Raw genomic sequence first — 16,423 nt, 5'->3', positions numbered from 1 at the left:
GGCGGCTTACGAGCCGAACCACCGCTTCAGCCGTTCGGCTTCGAACTGCTTCTTGCGCTGGAGGCCTTCCTTGGTGGGCGGGTTGAGAACGAACTGAGGGCCGCCCTGCGCGAGGAGATTCGCTTCGGCGGGCGCGGCAACGTCACCGCCCGCATCCACATAGCAGACGCCCGTGCCGGTGTAACGCGCCAGCTCGCCGCCGCCCAGGGCCAGCGCGCCGATCTGCTTCGCCAGCACCAGCGCCTGCGCCTCGGAGAAGGTGCCGGCCTTCGGATGGGGACGGCCATCGGGCAGTTTGAAGGAGGCGCAATCGCCGATGGCGAAAATGCCCGGGATGGAGGTCTGGAAGGAATTGAGGTCGGCGGGGATGAAGCCCGAGGCATCGGTGAGTGACGCGTCGCGGACGATCTTGGGAGCGCGCTGCGGATAGACCGCGCCGATGAGGTCGCAGGCGAGCTGCGCGCCGTTCTCGTAAGTGATGCGCTTGGTCTTGGAGTCGAAGGCCGTCGGCTTATGGCTGGGCCGGTAGTCAATGCCGCGCGCGGTGAGCATCGCCTTGACGGCATCGCCCACGGCCTTGCCCGCCACGGGCATGGGCTGCGGCTCCGGCGTAGTGAGGACGACGCGCACCTTGGGACGGAGGCCGCGCTTCCGGAGAAGCTCGTCCACGATGAGGGCGTACTCATAGGGCGAAGGCGGGCACTTGAAGGGGAGCGATGAGACGGCGATGGCGACGGTGCCCTTTTCGAGTTTTTCCAGCGCCGCCTTGAACTCGACGACGGAGGCCATATCGTGCAGGTCGTGGGCGGGACCGGGGAGGCCGGGGAGGAGCTCGGGGGCCATCTCGGCCCCGAGGGCGATGATGAGGAAGTCATAGGCCACCTGGCTGGACTTGGTGCTGACCGTCTTGAGGACGGGGTCTATGGCCAGCACCTCGGCCTGCATGAAGTTCGTGCGGCGGGCCGCGATCATCTGGTAGGAGCGCCTGCCAACCTCGGCCTTCCTGCGCCCTGCCAGGACCCACTGAGGCGCGAAGCCCATCTGGAACTCGGCCTTGCGATCAATGAGGGTGATGTGCACCTTGCGCGTGGTGGCCAGGTGGTCCAACTCCGTCGCGACCGTGAGGCCGCCGAAGCCCGCGCCAAGGATGACGACGCGCTTCGGCTGTGCATTGGTCATGAAGCTCCTTGGGAGGGCGACGGATGAAGCGTAAGCATACCACTTATCGGGGGCGGACGTGACCGGAAGCCCCTCTTGGCCCTAGGTCGCCGGCAGGTGCATCTGCTAAAGTGTGCGCCATGCTGCGCTACTCATTAGACCAGGCCACGACCATCAACTGGACGTTCGAACAGGACATCCGGCACTTCGCGAGCCTTGGCGTCCAAGCGGTGTCGGTGCAGAACCGCAAGCTGCAGGCCTACGGCTCCGACAAGGGGAAACAGCTCCTGCGCGATGCCGGGATGAAGATTTCAGCCCTGCTTTCGGCGGGCTTTTTCACGCTGACCGACGCTTCCAAGTGGCCCGCCCAACTGGAGACGGCGAAGCGCATGATCGGGACGGCGACCGAGATCGGCGCCGAAAGGCTCCTGCTGCAAGCCGGGCCATGCGGCGCGATGAGCTACGAGGAGGCGGAGGCGCGATTCAAACACCTGCTGGGCGAGCTCTTGAAAGAGGCGGAGCGCCATAGGATGCCGCTCTGCCTGGAGCCGAACAACGCCCTGCGCGTTGACCTGGGGTATATCCACTCGCTGCACGATGGGCTGGACCTGGCGGACGAGGTGGACTCGCCGCTCTTCACCATCTGCTTCGAGACGAGCAATATGTGGATCGAGCGGCGGCTGTACGAGAATATCGCCAGGCGGACGAAGCGCATCGGCCTGGTGCAGCTCAACGATGTGAAGGCAGGGACCTATTTCACGCCCTCGCGCGTGCCCATGGGCGACGGCATCATCCCCGTGGGGCGCATCGTGGACGCCTTTGAGCAGGCGCACTACCAGGGATACTACGATATCGAGATCGTGGGGCCGGAGGTGGAGCGGCTGGGGTATGAGGAGACGATACGGCGGGCCCTCGAATGGGTGAAGAAGCGCGAAGGAAGGTAAACGCGATGCTTCGCTAATCCATGGACATGGTGACGTCACGGGAGTGGCCCTTCGATAAGGACATCGCCTATTACAAGAGCCTCGGCATCCCGGCGATCGCGGCGAATAGGCGGAAGCTGGAGGCCTTTGGGGTCGAGCGCGGACTGAAGCTCCTGCGGGATAGCGGCATGAAGGTGGTCTGCTATCTGGCAACGGGCTATTTCACGTTGAGCGACCCCGGCAAGTGGGCCAGAGAGCTTGAAACGGCGAAGCGAACGATAGCGCTGGCGGCGGAGATGAAGGCGGAGACGATACTCCTGATGGCGGGCACACCGACCCAGCTCACGTACGAAGAGGCGGAATCGCGGTTCTCCGACATCCTGGGCCGGCTCCTCCCGATGGCGGAGGAGAGCAAAGTCCCCTTTGTGCTGGAGCCGGTCAACCCCTTCCACGTCCGCCTGGGCCATATCCAGACCCTTCATGACGCGCTGGACCTGGCCGATAGGGTCAATTCCCCCTGGCTGAAGATCTGCTTCGAGATGAGCAATATGTGGATCGACCGGGGCCTCTACGAGAATATCGCCAGGCGCGCGGGGCGCATCGGCCTGGTGCAGATCTGCGACGTGGCGCCCAGGACGCACGACGCTTCGCGCACGGCTCTTGGGGACGGCATCGTGCCGATCGAGCGCATCATCACGGCCTTCGACCGCGCAGGCTACGGCGGCTATTACGACATCGAGATCCTGGGGCCGGAGGTGGAGCGCCTGGGCTATGAGGAGACGATACGGCGCTCGCTGGCGTGGGTCGCTCGCCATGAAGGGCGCGGGCCTGCCCGCACGTGACAGACGGCGACGAGCGATGGATAACAAAAGAGGCCCGCCGGATCCGGCGGGCCTCTTTTTCTGCAGCGCAGGATGGCGCTACTTGCCGCCGTACATGGAAATCAGGTTGCGGGCGATGACGAGCTTCTGGATCTCGCTGGTGCCCTCGCCGATGATCATGAGCGGCGCATCGCGGTAGTAGCGCTCCACCACGTACTCCTTGAAGTAGCCGTAGCCGCCGTGGATGCGCATCGCCTCGAGGGCGACGTTGGCGCAGACCTCGCTGGCGAAGAGCTTGGCCATGCCGGCTTCGAGGTCGGTGCGCTCGCCGCGGTCCTTCTTTTGGGCGGCTTGCTGGACCAAGAGCCGCGCCGCCTGGATGTTGGTGTACATATCGGCCAGCTTGAGCTGGATGGCCTGATGCTCGGCGATGGGGACGCCGAAGGTCTTGCGCTGCTGGGCGTAGGCGATGGCCTTTTCGAAGGCGGCGGTGGCGACGCCGACGGCGCGGGAGCCGACGTTGATGCGGCCCACCTCCATCGCCACCATCATCTGCTTGAAGCCCTGCCCCTCTTTGAGGCCGACGATGGCATCGGCGGGGACCTTGTGGTCTTCGAAGATGAGCTCGGAGGTGTCCACGCCCCGGTAGCCGAGCTTATCCAGGTGGCGTCCCGATTTGAAGCCGGGACCCTTCTCCAGGATGAAGCAGCTGATGCCGCGATGGGCTGGCTGGACCTGGCGGTCCGTCTTCACCAGAACGGCGAAGGTGTTGCCGTGCTCGCCGTTGGTGATCATCATCTTGGTCCCGTTGATGACGTACTGGCTGCCGTGCTTGACGGCATAGGTCTCGATGGCGGCCACGTCGCTGCCGGTGTTCGGCTCCGTGAGGCCCACGCCGCCGCGCTTCTCGCCCCGGGCCATCTTGGGGAGCCAGGCGCGCTTCTGATCGGGCGTGCCGAAGCTCTGGACGATGTAGGCCATGATGAGGTGGGAGTTGATGATGCCGGAGATGCTCATCCAGCCCTTGGAGATCTCCTCGATGATCATGGCGTAGGTGGAGACGTTGAGCCCCATGCCGCCGTACTCTTCCGAGATGAGGATGCCGAAGAGGCCCAGCTCCTTCAGCTTCTTGACGATCTCCTCAGGGTAGATGTCCTGCTGCTCCATGCGGCTGGAGACAGGCTCGATGTCCTTCTTCACGAGGTCGCGGATCATCGTGATGATCTGCTTCTGCTCTTCGGTCATGGCGGTCTGCGGCACGAGGGGCCTCCTTCAGGGCACGGGGCGATGCGGAACGATGCTTCGGACGACAGACAATGCTAGCAGTCTAAAGGGGAAAAGGCAATGCAAAAAGACAGAATCATCCACAGATTCCATAGAAGGACAAGATCCGAGGGGCAAGGAGGCAGAGACCCGTCTGACAACGCCCTGTGGGCAGCGCCTAATGCATCCGCATGCCTGCATCCACGTCCAGGCCCAGGGCGGTAACGTTCTTGGCGTAGTCCGAGCAGAGGAAAGCGATAGCGTTGCCGATGTCATCAGGCGTCTGCTGGCGGCCCAGGGGCGTGCGGGACTCGGAGAGCTTGAGAATCTCTTCAGGCGTCATTTCCGCCTGGTCTCGATTCAGCAATGTGCGCTGTTCGTAGATGCCGCGAAGCATGGTGGTAAAGGTGAGGCCGGGCAAGATGGCGTTCACGGTGACGTTGTAGGGAGCCATGATGGCGGCGAGAGATTGGGTATAGCTGATGTCGGCGGCTTTGGTGGCGGCGTAGTGGGGAATGATGGCGCCGCCCTGCAGGCCGCCGATGGAAGCGATGTTGATGATGCGCCCGGAGCGGCGCTCCTTCATGTGCGGCATGACGGCGTCGGAGACGTAGACACGGGACATGAGATTGACGCGAATGACTTCGTTCCAGTCGTCGTCGTTGGGGACGGGGCGCTGCTGCCAGCCTTTTGCACCGACGACACCGGCATTGTTGACGAGAATATCGATTTCCCTGAAGGCCTTGAGCGCCTCCGCGATAAGCATGTCTGCGCCATCCCGCGTGCCGACGTCGCTCTGTACGGCGATGGCCTTGCGCCCCATATCGCGGACCTGCTTGGCCGTGGCCTCCGCGTTCCCGAGGTCAATATCGCCGATGGCGACATCCGCCCCCTCGCGGGCGAGCACCAGGGCGATGCCCTGGCCGATGCCCCGGCCCGCGCCGGTGACGACTGCGGTACGGTTGGGAAGAAGTTTGTCCATAATTTATGCACGCCTGTAGGTTTGGAGGGTTAGCACGTCCATTCGAACTCGTACATGCTCGATTGTAATGCTAGCGATAATCTTCTGCTTTGTTTGCAGTATGACTGGGTCCTCTGCAGTTATCCAGAGATTCACTGATATCTCTTCAAATTCAAATGCCGAACCATTCGGCAGTAGTGGACCCTCCGGAGCAACTCCCATGCTCTTAGCTAAGTCAGCAATAAAAGCAAACGTCTCTGCGGTAAGCTGCTCACGATCAGTGTGTATCGCAACTTGATGAACATCGCGCCCATCTATTCTCTCAGCTCCAACATAGCTTGCGCTCATTACGCCTTTGCTGAGGCTACTCTCGAACCGGAAACGCTCGACAAACGGGATCACATCAATGCCGAAGTCCTTAGCCGAGGGGACTTCCTCCCAGTCTTTTCCCGGCCCTCTCACTGCACTTTTGCCGCCAATCACTTTGGCTTCATACTCGAATCTTCCTCTTGGTAATGCAGCGGACTCTATCACCATCTTCGAGGACGCAACTGTTGTTGAGATCGCAGGCCGACCGTAGTCTAGTGTCGTCTCTCCTTCAACTCTTATCCTTGCAGGAGGTTCGTTTGTTGCTTTTAATACTCCGTCTGTAAAAGTCTCAATCGTGACCCGGCCCAGATTAATGAGCTTTCTCTCTGCTTGGATAACGAGGTCATTTAGGTCTTTTGGAGCCGGAATATTGGGAGGAGGTCGAACAACACTTGCATCCGGCCCAGGTTCAGAGGGCTTTGAAGCGGTACACGCAACCAAAGTGAAAATCAGGAAAACGAGAGTATCGGTAGAACCGAGCCGCCACCCGAAGCATCCCATAAGCCCTAATACTCCGTCACGCCGGTGAAGTGCCAGCCGTTCACCTTGAGCGCAGGCACCATGTTGAAGGAAAGCATCTCTTTGACAAGCCGCCGCTCCCTGCCGATCTTGGCGACCTGGTTCAGCGCCTCGATGTAACTCTGGGTGAAGCGGAGGTTCTTCACCGGGGCGGCGATCTCGCCGTTCTCGATAAGGAAGGCGCCGTCGCGGGTCATGCCGGTCATATGCACCGTGAGCGGATGGACGACCCGGGTATACCAGAAGCGGGTGACGAGGATGCCGCGCTTGACGGAGCCGATGAGGTCGGCATGGGAGGCATCGCCGGGCTCCATGAAGAGGTTGGTGGGCATGGGGCCGAAGGTGGAGTAGACCTGCGGCAGGCCGTGGCCCGTAGACTCGCGCTCCTCTTTCAGGGCGGTGCGCCGGTCATAGACGGGCGACGCGGCGATGCCGCGCTCGATGATGCCGACGCGGCGGGCCCCGACGCCTTCGTAATCGAACGCGCGGACGACGCCCGAAGGGTTGAGAGGGTCATCGGCGATGGAGACGTTGCTGCCCATGATGCGCTCGCCGATGCGCCCGCTCATGGCGCTGCGCCCCTCCTGGACGTTCAGTGCGCCGAAGGTGACGAAGCCCAGGAAGTCCAGGATATCGCTGACGGCGTAGTGCTCAAGGACCACCTCGTAGTCGCCAGGCTCGATGCGCCGGGGGTTGCGCCCTTGCACAGCCTTGCCGATGGCCTCATCGGCCACCGCCTCCGGGTCAATCTCGTCAACGTTCACGGCAAGGCGGCCGGAATGGCCCGAGCTATCGCTGCCGGAGACGACGGCGAGCAGCTCGGCGGTGGTGGTGACACGATGGGCGAAGAGGCCGTGGGAGTTGGCGATGGTGAGGCCGAGGTTGTCCACGCGGAAGGCGCCCGCCGCCGAGAGGCCGTGCTCGCGGGCCTTCTGGCAGATGAGCCGGACGCCCGCCGCGCGTTGCATGGGGCCGAACTCGAGGGTGGTGATGGCATGGGCGTTCAGGCGGGCCACTTCGCCCGGCTGCGGCAGAGGCAACCAGCCCTCCGTCTCCGGCAGGGCCTTGGCCGTCTCCAGGGCCTGGTGGACGGCCGATTCCAGGCCGGCTTCGCTCAGATCGTTGGTGCCGGCGATGCCGTAGCGCTTGCCGATGCCCGCGCGGACGGTGACTGCCACATCGCGCTCGGAGACATTCTGGTGGATCTCATTGTTGGCAAAGCGCGTGAGGGCGGCGTCCGTGCTGGAGATGGTGACTTCCGTCTGCTCGGCCTTGGAGAGGCGGAGGACGGCTTCGACGAGGCGCTTTGCTTCCTTTTCGGAGTGCATATAGGGAAGGTGCAAGGATCAAGGAGAAAGGTTCCGAGAACGGACGGAGAATCGAAGATAGGAGGAGGGTAGCAACGGGGAGAAAGAACTGTCAAGAAAGTGGGGCGGCTCTGAAATAGAAAAGCCCCACCTGACAACAGGCAGGGCTAGAAGCGACATGCCTCAAACCGGAAGCGAACGAACAGATACGGCTCGGGGCGCGTGCCGAAGCTTCGGAGCAACAGCGACAGCCTGCGGAGGAAAATAAAACTCGCCGGGCAACCGCTGTTTGAAGTTGTAGGTTAGCTCTTCTTCAGGAGCGGCAGGCCGGTGCGATCGTTCTCAACGACCTTGTACCCGGTAGGCAGGCTGGGAAGGGCGTTGGGGCCCGCCTTGCCGGCGAAGTAGTAGATCGTCTGCTTCTGGCCGCCTTTGAGCGTGACGTTCTTGGAATGCAGGTAGTAGGTCTTCCCGGACTTCTTGCTGACGGTGCTGAACGGCATGTAACCCTCCTCTGAACGCTCCTCTAATCGAGGTCTTGAACCGATTCAATTCATGAAAATCGTAGCATAAGCGTCCACACCTGTAAATAGGGAGGGCGACAGAAGGCCCGGACGAGAGGAAAGCTGCTGGCCTAGACCAGGAGGGAGACCGGGCTTTCCATGAGGGTGCGGAGGGTGGCGAGGAAGTCCGCCCCTTGGGCGCCATCGGCGACGCGGTGGTCTATGGAGAGGGTGACGCGCATCATATCGGCGATGGCGACCTGCCCATCCTTGACGATAGGCTCCTTCACCACCGAGCCGACGGCCAGGGCGGCGACCTGGGGCGGCGTGATGATGGCGCTGAAGCTCTCGATGTTGTACATGCCCAGGTTCGTGATGTTGAAGGTGGCGGCGCCGAACTCCTGGGCGGTGAGCTTGTTGGCGCGGGCGCGCTCCACAAGGCCCTTGCTCTCGCGGGCGATCTGCGCGAGGGACTTCTGGTCCGTGTCCGCGATGCCGGGAGCGACGAGGCCATCCGGCAGGGCGACGGCGATGCCCACGCTGATGTGTTGGTGGACCTGGATGCCTCCCTCCACAAACATCGAGTTGAAGTACGTATGCTTCGTGATGGCAATGGCGACGCCGCGTACCAGGAGATCGTTGACGCTGACCTTCACCTGTCCTTCCCAGAGCTTGTTGACCTGCTCGCGGAGCTTCATGGCCTCCGTCATATTGATGGCGGCGGTGACGTAGAAGTGGGGGATCTCCGTCTTGCTGCGGGACATGTTGCGGGCGATGGCATGCCGCATGCGGGAGAGCGGTACGAAGGCGCCTCGGGCGGGCTGGCCCGCTTTGGGGGCTTGGGGCGCAGGCGCGGGAGGGGTTGCAGACGCCGGGAGCGCCGCGACCGGCTGGGAGGCGGGCGCAGGAAGCGCGGCGGGAGGAGCCTTCGCGGCCTGGGAGGCGTGGGCGATGACGTCCTCACGGGTGACGCGTCCGCCGGGGCCGGTGCCGGGGACCTTCGCGATGTCTATGCCGCGGTCCTCCGCCTCTTTGCGCGCCAGTGGGGACGACTTCACGCGCTCGCCGGGCTCGGCGGGGCGGGCGGGCGCGGCGACAGCGGCCGGGGCAGGAGCGGGCGCGACGGGCTTGGGCGCAGGGGGCGGAGCCGCCTTGGGAGCGGTGGAAGGCGCGGCGACGGCGGGGACTTCCACCTTCTCGCCGGGAGCGCCGAGATAGCCGATGACTTGGCCGACGGGCACAGTGACGCCCTCGGCGACAACCTGCTTGGCGATGACGCCCGAATCGAAGGCCTCAATCTCAACGACGGCCTTATCGGTCTCGATCTCGGCGATGTTTTCGCCTTTGCGGACGGCTTCGCCCTCTTTCTTCAGCCAGCGGACGAGGGTCCCTTCCTTCATATCGAAGCCCATCTGGGGCATGATGATTTCGCTTGCCATCGGGTTGCTCCTCTCAGGCCGTTCGGTTAGACGAGAGATTTCACCGCGTCAATGATGTCCTTGGGCGTTGGGAAGGACATCTGCTCAAGCTCTTTATTGTAGGGCGTCGGCACGTCCTTGCCGGAGATGCGCAGGACCGGGGCGTCCAGGTCGTCGAAGGCGTGCTCCATGATGCCGGCCGTGACCTCGCCGCCGAAGCCGCCGAACTTGGGCATCTCTTCCACGATGATGGCGCGGTGGGTCTTGCGGATGGAGGCGAGCACGGTTTCCATATCCAGTGGGCGCAGGGAGCGCAGGTCCACGATCTCCGCCTCGATGCCGTCCTTGGCGAGGGCCTGGGCTGCGGCCAGGGCCGTTTGGGTCATGCGGAGATAGGAGACGATGGTGATGTCCTTGCCCTGGCGCTTCACATCGGCCTTGCCGAATGGGATGGCGTAGTCGCCCTCGGGAACGGGGCCTTTGACGCCGTAGAGCAGCGAGTGCTCCACAAAGATGACGGTGTTGTGGTCCTTGAGCGCCGTCTTGAGGAGGCCGCGGGCATCGGCGGGCGTGGCGGGCGCGACAACCTTCAAGCCGGGGACGGAGGCATAGAAGCCCTCGAAGCTCTGGGAGTGCGTGGCCGCGAGCTGGTTGCCGCCGCCGCTGACGGTGCGGATGACCAAGGGGACGCTGATCTGCCCGCCGGACATGTAGTGGATCTTGGCGGCGATGTTGATGATCTGGTCGCAAGCCAGGAGGCTGAAGTTGATGGTCATGATCTCCACGATGGGTCGCAGGCCGCGCATGGCGGCGCCGATGCCCGCGCCGACGAGGACGGATTCGGCGATGGGCGAATCCTTGATGCGCTTTTCGCCGAATTCGGCCATCAATCCCTTGGTGACGCCGTAGGCGCCGCCGTAGGCGCCGATGTCTTCGCCCATGATGAAGACGCGCTCGTCCTGCTGGAGGGCCTCGCGGAGGGTCGTGCGGATAGCGTCGCGATAGGTCAAGTCAGGCATGGGCGCTACTCCTTGTAGATATCGTCATAGATCGCCTCCGGCGCCAGGGGCGGGCTGGCATCGGCGAACTGGACGGCCTCGGCCATCTCGTCCTCCACGCTCTTCTCCACGTCCGCGATCATCTTGGGGGTGACAAGGCCGCTCAGCTCCATCTCGCGCCGGAAGTTGGCGATGGGATCTTTGCGCTTCCACAGTTCTTCCTCTTCCTTGTTGCGATAGGCCACCGGGTCGGCCATGGAGTGGCCACGGAAGCGGTAGCACATCGCTTCCAGGAAGAAGGGGCCCTTGCCGGAGCGGACGTAGTCTATGGCGCGCTGGGAGGCATCGCGCATGGCCAGGAGGTCCATGCCGTCCACCTTTTCGCTGGGGATGCGGAAGGCATCGGCCAGGTGGAAGATCTCGGTGCCGGCGTGGGCGCGCTCCACTCGGGTGCCCATGCCGAAGCCGTTGTTCTCCAGGAGGAAGAGGACGGGAAGCTTCCAGAGGGAGGCGAGGTTGAAGGACTCATGGAACTCGCCCTGGTTCACCGCGCCATCGCCGAAGATGCAGAGGCAGACGGAGTTCGTCTTCAGGTAGTTGCTGGCGAGGCCGATGCCGGTGGCGACGGGCATCATGCCGCCAACGATGGCATAGCCGCCCAGGAAGCCTTTGGAGTCATCGAAGAGGTGCATGGAGCCGCCCTTGCCCTTGCTGGTGCCGCCGGAGCGGCCGAAGAGCTCGGCCATGAGGCGCTTGGTGTCCAGGCCGCGGGCGATGGCGTGGCCGTGCTCCCGGTAGTGGGAGACGATGGTGTCCTGCGGCTGGAGCAGGGGGATCATGCCGGTGGCGACGGCCTCTTCGCCGATATAGAGGTGGAGGAAGCCGCCGATCTTGGCGCGGCCGTACATCTCGGCGCACTTCTCTTCGAAGCGGCGGATGAGCACCATCTTGCGATAGAGCTCCAGCGCCACTTCTTTCGCTATCCACATTTCCTTCAGGGTCATGGACATCTCATCCTCGATTCTTCCCTTTGGCAGGTCGCAGCCGGGGCTTCGCCAACCCCGGTGGGCCTTCCCGCGGGGATCGTCACATATCTATCGCTTCGCCGTAGGCGCCGAGGCTCGCTTCTTTGATCGCCTCGGAGAGCGTGGGATGGGCGTGAACGGTCTTCCCTATCTCTAACGCGGTTCCCTCCAGCATCTTGGTTATCGAGATCTCGGCCAGCATCTCCGTCACGTCATGGCCCACCAGGTGCGCGCCGATGATCTCGCCGGTCTTGGCGGCGACGACGAGCTTCACAAAGCCATCGCTTGCGCCGATGGCCGTGGCTTTGCCGTTGGCCATGAAGGGGAACTTTCCGACCTTCACATCGTACCCTTTTTCCTTGGCTGCCTTCTCCGTCAGCCCCATGCTGGCGACCTGGGGCTGGCAATAGGTGGCACGCGGCATATCGCTGTAGGCCAGGGGGCGCACGGGCCTGCCGGCGATGGCCTCGGCGGCCTGGACGCCCTGGGCGGAGGCGACGTGGGCGAGGAGGAGCTTGCCCGTCACATCGCCGATGGCGTAGATGCCAGGGACGTTGGTGGCCATGCGGTCGTTGATGGCGATGTAGCCCTTCGTCGTCTGCACGCCGAGGGGCTCCAGGCCAAGGCCATCGCTGTTGGGCTTGACGCCCACGCCCAGGAGGACCTTTTCGCAGTCAACCGTTCCGCCCTCCTGGGCCGGGCCCAGGGTCAGCTGCATGAGGCCGTTCCTGGCCTCCGCCTTCTCCACGGTGAAGCCTGCCTTGACGCCGATGCCCATCTTGGCAAAGGCGCGCTCCAGCTCCCGGCTGACCTCTTCGTCCTCATTCGGCACCAGATGGGGCAGCATCTCAATGACGGTGACCTCCGCGCCATAGGAGCGGTAGAAGTAGGCCATCTCGCAGCCGATGGCGCCGCCGCCGACGATGGCGATGGACTTGGGCGTCTGGCGCAGCTCCAAGGCCTCGCGGGCGGTGATGATGGTTTTGCCATCGCGCACAAGGCCGGGGAGATCGCGGGCCTGAGCGCCGGTGGCGATGATGACGTTCTTTGCAGTGAGCGTCCGGCCGGCGGCGTCAACCGCCACCTTGTTCGCCGCCGCGAGTCGCGCCCCGCCTTTGACTACGTCTATCTTGTTCTTCCGCATGAGGAAACCGACGCCTTTGACGCGCGTCTCAACGACCTTCCGGCTGCGGTCTATCGCGGAGGCGATATCGAACTGGAGGTTCTGGAGGGTGATGCCGTACTGGGCGGCGTTGCGCACCAGGTTCACCACCTCGGCGTTGCGAAGGAGGGCCTTGCTGGGAATGCAGCCCCAGTTGAGGCAGACACCGCCCATCTCCTCTTTTTCGACGACGGCGACTTTCATGCCGAGCTGGGAGGCGCGGATCGCGGCGGTGTAGCCGCCGGGGCCGCCGCCGATGACCACTAGATCGTAGGTGGCGTCCATTGGCTCGCTCAGGCTATGGCCGCCGCGGACTCGGCATGCTCATGGGCATGATAGGAGCTGCGCACCAAGGGGCCGGACTCGACGTGCTTAAAGCCCATCGCCAGGCCCCGGCTCTTGAGCGAGGCGAACTGGTCAGGAGCCAAGAAGCGTGCGACGGGGATATGCTTATCGGACGGGCGCAGGTACTGGCCGAGGGTGAGGATATCGCAGTCCGCCTCGCGGAGGTCGGCCATCGTCTCGAGCACTTGGTCGTCGGTCTCGCCCATGCCCAGGATGATGCCAGACTTGGTAGTCATGGTGGGGCGGTGGCGCTTTACATCCGCCAGTAGCCGAATAGAGCGGTCGTAGGAGCCCTTTGGGCGCACGCGCTTGAAGAGGCCTGCAACGGTTTCGATGTTGTGGTTGAGGACATCGGGAGAAGCATCCAGGACGGTGAGAAGGTCGCGCTCGACGCCCATGAAATCGGGGATGAGGACCTCCACCTTGCAGGCAGGGTTGAGGGCGCGAATCTCGGCGATGGTGGCGGCGAAGATGGCGGCGCCGCCATCGGGAAGGTCGTCGCGGTTGGGCGAGGTGACGACGGCGTAGCGGAGGGCCATGGCTTTTGCGGCTTCGGCGACGCGGCGCGGCTCGGCGGGGTCAACCGGGTTGGGGCGGCCGGTGGTGACGTTGCAGTAGGCGCAGCGGCGGGTGCAGATCTCGCCGAGAATCATGAAGGTAGCGGTGCCGTACTCCCAGCATTCGCCGATGTTGGGGCAGCGGGCCTCCTCGCAGATGGTGTGGAGGCCCTGCAGGCGCATCAGGGCTTTCAGCCGGAGATAGTTGGGGCCGCCTGGGAACTTGACCTTGAACCAGGGGGGCAGCCTTCGCTCGGCAAGCATCAGCGGTTCGCTCCTCTCTGGTGACGACAATCCAGTATACCATCCGGCTTCTGTTGGCCGTCACGCGATACCTCGTGTTGCAAGGCATGCGGAGGGGAGGGATTTCGGAGACCTCACGCTGGCCCTCTCTTTGCTCATAGGAATAAGCACAAGCGATCAGAATGGCTCTCCCGGACGCTTCCCGAGTTGCAATTGGGAAGCTGGGAGAGGGCAGGGGCGCGGCGAGTGCGCCCGATAGGGAGGGCTGGCCTCTCCGATAGAAATCGTAGCCCTGGGGGAAGGCCAGCCCCTACTGGAGACGTGGGAGGGTTGTGTGCAACCTACAGGAGAGGGGGCGACCCTCGGGATGCTCGGTGTGGAGCGGACGGAGGAGAGACGGGCTAGCCGCGCATCTGGATGAATTTGATAAGGGTGGGATGGACGCGCTGGATCTCGTCGCGGGCCTGGAGGGCGATCTCGCGGATGGTGTAGTGGGCCTGGGGGGAGCCGCGAAGCTTGATGAGGTGGTAGGCCTCGCGGAGGTTGAACTTGGCGATGAGACGGCGCTGGTGGGCGTGGGTGAGCACGTAGGCAGAGGCCGCGGGAACTGCGCCGTCGATCGCGCGGAAGGCCATGGCGGAGACTTCCATCGCCTCATCGAAGAGATGCTGGGCCTTGGCGTCGCGCACCAGAGTCGGAACGATGTAGCCGCGATAGGGAGTGAAGGGCTGCTCGATATAGGTCTGCATGCGGTGGCGCTTGTATTCGCGGTAGGCGCCGTAGTCCATCTCCAGCTCGAAGGTGTAGTCCACCATCTCGAGCTCGCGGAGGGGCGCATCGTGCGGGCCGAGCTTAGAGAGCGCGGCTTCGACGTAGGGGACGCGGCCGTGGCCGAGGTCATTGGCCTTGCGCCAGGCATCGTCGTAGCTTTCGCCCGACCAGTGGAAGAGGACCGCGGCGATGATCTTCTGTCCGGCCTGGTTATCGTAGTGCTTGAGCTTCGCGCTGACGCGGCCCTCTTGGATGGCGGCCTCTCTGCCGCGCTCGCCGATCATCTTCTGCAGACTCCGCCGCGTCTCGGCGATGTAGGCATTGTAGTCGGCGTATTTCACCAGGGTGGGCGCGATGGCCTTGCCCTGGACCTTCATGCGCTCGCCGAGCTCCCGCGTCTCCGCCAGGTCAGATGAGAGGAGCTTGGTGATGGCGTGCTCCAGGATGCGGGCGTTGGCGGTGACGCCGACGTTGGTGAGGGTGGAGGCGGGGAGGACGAAGCGGCAGTGGTCGGTGGCGATGCGGCGAAGTCGGAGGGTGTAGGCGCCGGGCTTTTCGCCTTCCTTCTGGGGGTGCTGGCTCTTCAGCCAAGCCATCGTCTTCTCGAGGAGCTCATGGTAGAGATCGAACAGGCGCTGGTTGGCATGGACGTAGGTCTGTTCGAGACGGTGGCCGCGGAGCTCGGCGGGGATGTGGAAGCTGCCGCGATCTATCACCTGATAGCGGGAGGACTTCTCCGTGTAGGAGGCGAGTCGCGCATCTTCGAGATCGTCGGCGGCGAGGCGGGAGATGTCTTCGCAGGCCATGTGGATGACGGCGTGCTCTGCGACGGAGGCGTGGCCGTAGTTGAGGACCCACTTCTCATTGAAGTCGGCGGCCTTAGCCTCGGAGACGACGTCCTTGATGACGTCGAATGGCTCCGGGGAGCGGGAGGTCATGGCGAAGGTGACGGCGATCTGCTCCTGGCTGAGGGCGCGCGGGTCCAGGGGGTAGACGCGCATCTGGGTCTGGCTGGGCTGTGCGGGGGGCTTGTGGGTGGTCATGGCGGGGGAGGCGTCGGGCACTGTGCCCATACAGGGAGCGGAGACGTTGGGGAGAATGGTACGCGGAGGGAGAAGAGGGAGTCAACTGGGTGACCCTTGAAGATGTTGTTACAATTCGGCGACACATACCACCTGTTTGCACATGCGAGGCACATATGCTGACCAAAGAAGCGCTTCCAAAATACCGGGAGTTCATGCAGCCGACACTCAAGGCGCTTCACGACCTTGGTGGCAGCGGTTCCATCCCTGAAATCAACGAAAAGGCCATCTCGTATATGGACTTGAGTTCGGGAATGCTGGCTGTTCCCCACGGGAATACTCAAACAACTGAGGTAGAGTACCGTCTCTATTGGGCTCGTACCTATCTGAAAATGGTTAGCCTAATCGGCAACTCTGAAAGAGGTATTTGGGCTTTGACGGCTAAGGGGAGAGCAACAAGGGAAATCGATTCGAAGCAGATAGTCAATGAAGTTAGGAAACTGCTTCAACGCCCCCGCCTGAAAGCTTCAGAAACTGCTCCATTGCCATCAGAAGAGGATAACGCTGAGGAAGAGAAAAGATGGAGTGATCTTCTCCTCGAGCGATTGCTGGCTATGCCTCCTGCTGCCTTTGAACGACTGTGTCAGAGAATTCTTCGTGAGGCTGGGTTCATACAAGTCGAAGTCACTGGGAGATCTGGCGACGGAGGAATAGATGGTCGAGGTGTGGTTCGTGTAGCTGGCCTCATCAGCTTTAATGTGCTTTTTCAATCAAAAAGGCATAAAGGGAGTCTCGGAGCAAATGTAGTCCGAGATTTCCGCGGGGCAATGATAGGTCGCGCTGATAAAGGTCTCCTCATCACAACAGGAACCTTCACTCCTGATGCCCTGAAAGAAGCAACCCGTGATGGCGCACCCCCAATAGACCTCATCGACGGAGAACAACTCACTCAAAAACTAAAGGAGCTCAACCTAGGCGTTCATTCCAAAATGGTTGAGGCTGTTGAAGTGGATTCAAAATGGTTCGACTCCATTTAAGTAAAAGTTAGAGTAAGTCTC

15 protein-coding genes are annotated in these 16,423 nt (G+C 62.9%); 3 read left to right on the top strand and 12 right to left on the bottom strand.

Annotated features, from left to right (window positions below):
- Positions 1 to 6 precede the first annotated feature (6 nt).
- Entirely contained in the window at positions 7 to 1,179 is a 1,173-nt protein-coding gene (locus tag FJ039_02070) for a hypothetical protein (GenBank protein ID MBM4404958.1), read from the bottom strand.
- 119 nt (positions 1,180 to 1,298) lie between these two features.
- On the opposite strand from FJ039_02070, the gene FJ039_02065 reads away from it, so the two are divergent.
- Together FJ039_02065 and FJ039_02060 are read left to right on the top strand one after the other, a co-directional pair.
- A complete protein-coding gene (locus tag FJ039_02065; GenBank protein MBM4404957.1) occupies positions 1,299 to 2,102 on the top strand; it encodes a sugar phosphate isomerase/epimerase in 804 nt (267 codons plus the stop codon).
- A gap of 20 nt (positions 2,103 to 2,122) precedes the next feature.
- Positions 2,123 to 2,923, top strand: coding sequence for a sugar phosphate isomerase/epimerase (locus tag FJ039_02060; GenBank protein MBM4404956.1), 801 nt, complete (start codon positions 2,123 to 2,125; stop codon positions 2,921 to 2,923).
- A 78-nt stretch (positions 2,924 to 3,001) separates the two neighbouring features.
- Here FJ039_02060 and FJ039_02055 read toward each other — a convergent pair whose 3' ends face one another.
- From FJ039_02055 to FJ039_02005, 11 genes are all read right to left on the bottom strand, one after another.
- A complete protein-coding gene (locus FJ039_02055) occupies positions 3,002 to 4,147 on the bottom strand; it encodes an acyl-CoA dehydrogenase (GenBank protein ID MBM4404955.1) in 1,146 nt (381 codons plus the stop codon).
- A 196-nt stretch (positions 4,148 to 4,343) separates the two neighbouring features.
- A complete protein-coding gene (locus FJ039_02050) occupies positions 4,344 to 5,147 on the bottom strand; it encodes an SDR family oxidoreductase (protein MBM4404954.1) in 804 nt (267 codons plus the stop codon).
- 3 nt (positions 5,148 to 5,150) lie between these two features.
- Positions 5,151 to 5,996 carry a hypothetical protein gene (locus FJ039_02045; GenBank protein MBM4404953.1) on the bottom strand — a complete coding sequence of 282 codons (846 nt, stop codon included), beginning with the start codon at positions 5,994 to 5,996 and terminating at the stop codon, positions 5,151 to 5,153.
- Between the two features lie 5 nt (positions 5,997 to 6,001).
- A complete protein-coding gene (locus tag FJ039_02040; GenBank protein MBM4404952.1) occupies positions 6,002 to 7,342 on the bottom strand; it encodes a TldD/PmbA family protein in 1,341 nt (446 codons plus the stop codon).
- A gap of 281 nt (positions 7,343 to 7,623) precedes the next feature.
- On the bottom strand, positions 7,624 to 7,824 hold the full coding sequence (locus tag FJ039_02035; protein MBM4404951.1) for a hypothetical protein: 201 nt from the start codon (positions 7,822 to 7,824) through the stop codon (positions 7,624 to 7,626).
- Positions 7,825 to 7,955: 131 nt separating this feature from the next.
- The gene (locus FJ039_02030) at positions 7,956 to 9,263 is read right to left on the bottom strand and encodes a 2-oxo acid dehydrogenase subunit E2 (protein ID MBM4404950.1); all 1,308 of its coding nucleotides are present in this window, start codon (positions 9,261 to 9,263) and stop codon (positions 7,956 to 7,958) included.
- A gap of 26 nt (positions 9,264 to 9,289) precedes the next feature.
- Complete coding sequence (locus tag FJ039_02025) at positions 9,290 to 10,261, bottom strand: alpha-ketoacid dehydrogenase subunit beta (protein ID MBM4404949.1); 972 nt, start codon at positions 10,259 to 10,261, stop codon at positions 9,290 to 9,292.
- 5 nt (positions 10,262 to 10,266) lie between these two features.
- The gene (pdhA, locus tag FJ039_02020; protein ID MBM4404948.1) at positions 10,267 to 11,250 is read right to left on the bottom strand and encodes a pyruvate dehydrogenase (acetyl-transferring) E1 component subunit alpha; all 984 of its coding nucleotides are present in this window, start codon (positions 11,248 to 11,250) and stop codon (positions 10,267 to 10,269) included.
- Between the two features lie 76 nt (positions 11,251 to 11,326).
- Positions 11,327 to 12,712, bottom strand: a complete 1,386-nt coding sequence (gene lpdA, locus FJ039_02015; protein MBM4404947.1) for a dihydrolipoyl dehydrogenase — start codon at positions 12,710 to 12,712, stop codon at positions 11,327 to 11,329.
- Between the two features lie 8 nt (positions 12,713 to 12,720).
- Entirely contained in the window at positions 12,721 to 13,593 is an 873-nt protein-coding gene (gene lipA, locus FJ039_02010; protein ID MBM4404946.1) for a lipoyl synthase, read from the bottom strand.
- A 380-nt stretch (positions 13,594 to 13,973) separates the two neighbouring features.
- Positions 13,974 to 15,416, bottom strand: a complete 1,443-nt coding sequence (locus FJ039_02005) for a hypothetical protein (protein ID MBM4404945.1) — start codon at positions 15,414 to 15,416, stop codon at positions 13,974 to 13,976.
- Between the two features lie 125 nt (positions 15,417 to 15,541).
- On the opposite strand from FJ039_02005, the gene FJ039_02000 reads away from it, so the two are divergent.
- Positions 15,542 to 16,402: a restriction endonuclease gene (locus tag FJ039_02000; protein ID MBM4404944.1), complete on the top strand. Its 861-nt coding sequence runs from the start codon at positions 15,542 to 15,544 to the stop codon at positions 16,400 to 16,402.
- Positions 16,403 to 16,423 lie beyond the last annotated feature (21 nt).

Source organism: Chloroflexota bacterium (genome assembly GCA_016875535.1).
In the GTDB taxonomy this organism is placed as follows: domain Bacteria; phylum Chloroflexota; class Dehalococcoidia; order SHYB01; family SHYB01; genus VGPF01.
This window is presented reverse-complemented; position numbering and strand designations above follow the sequence as displayed.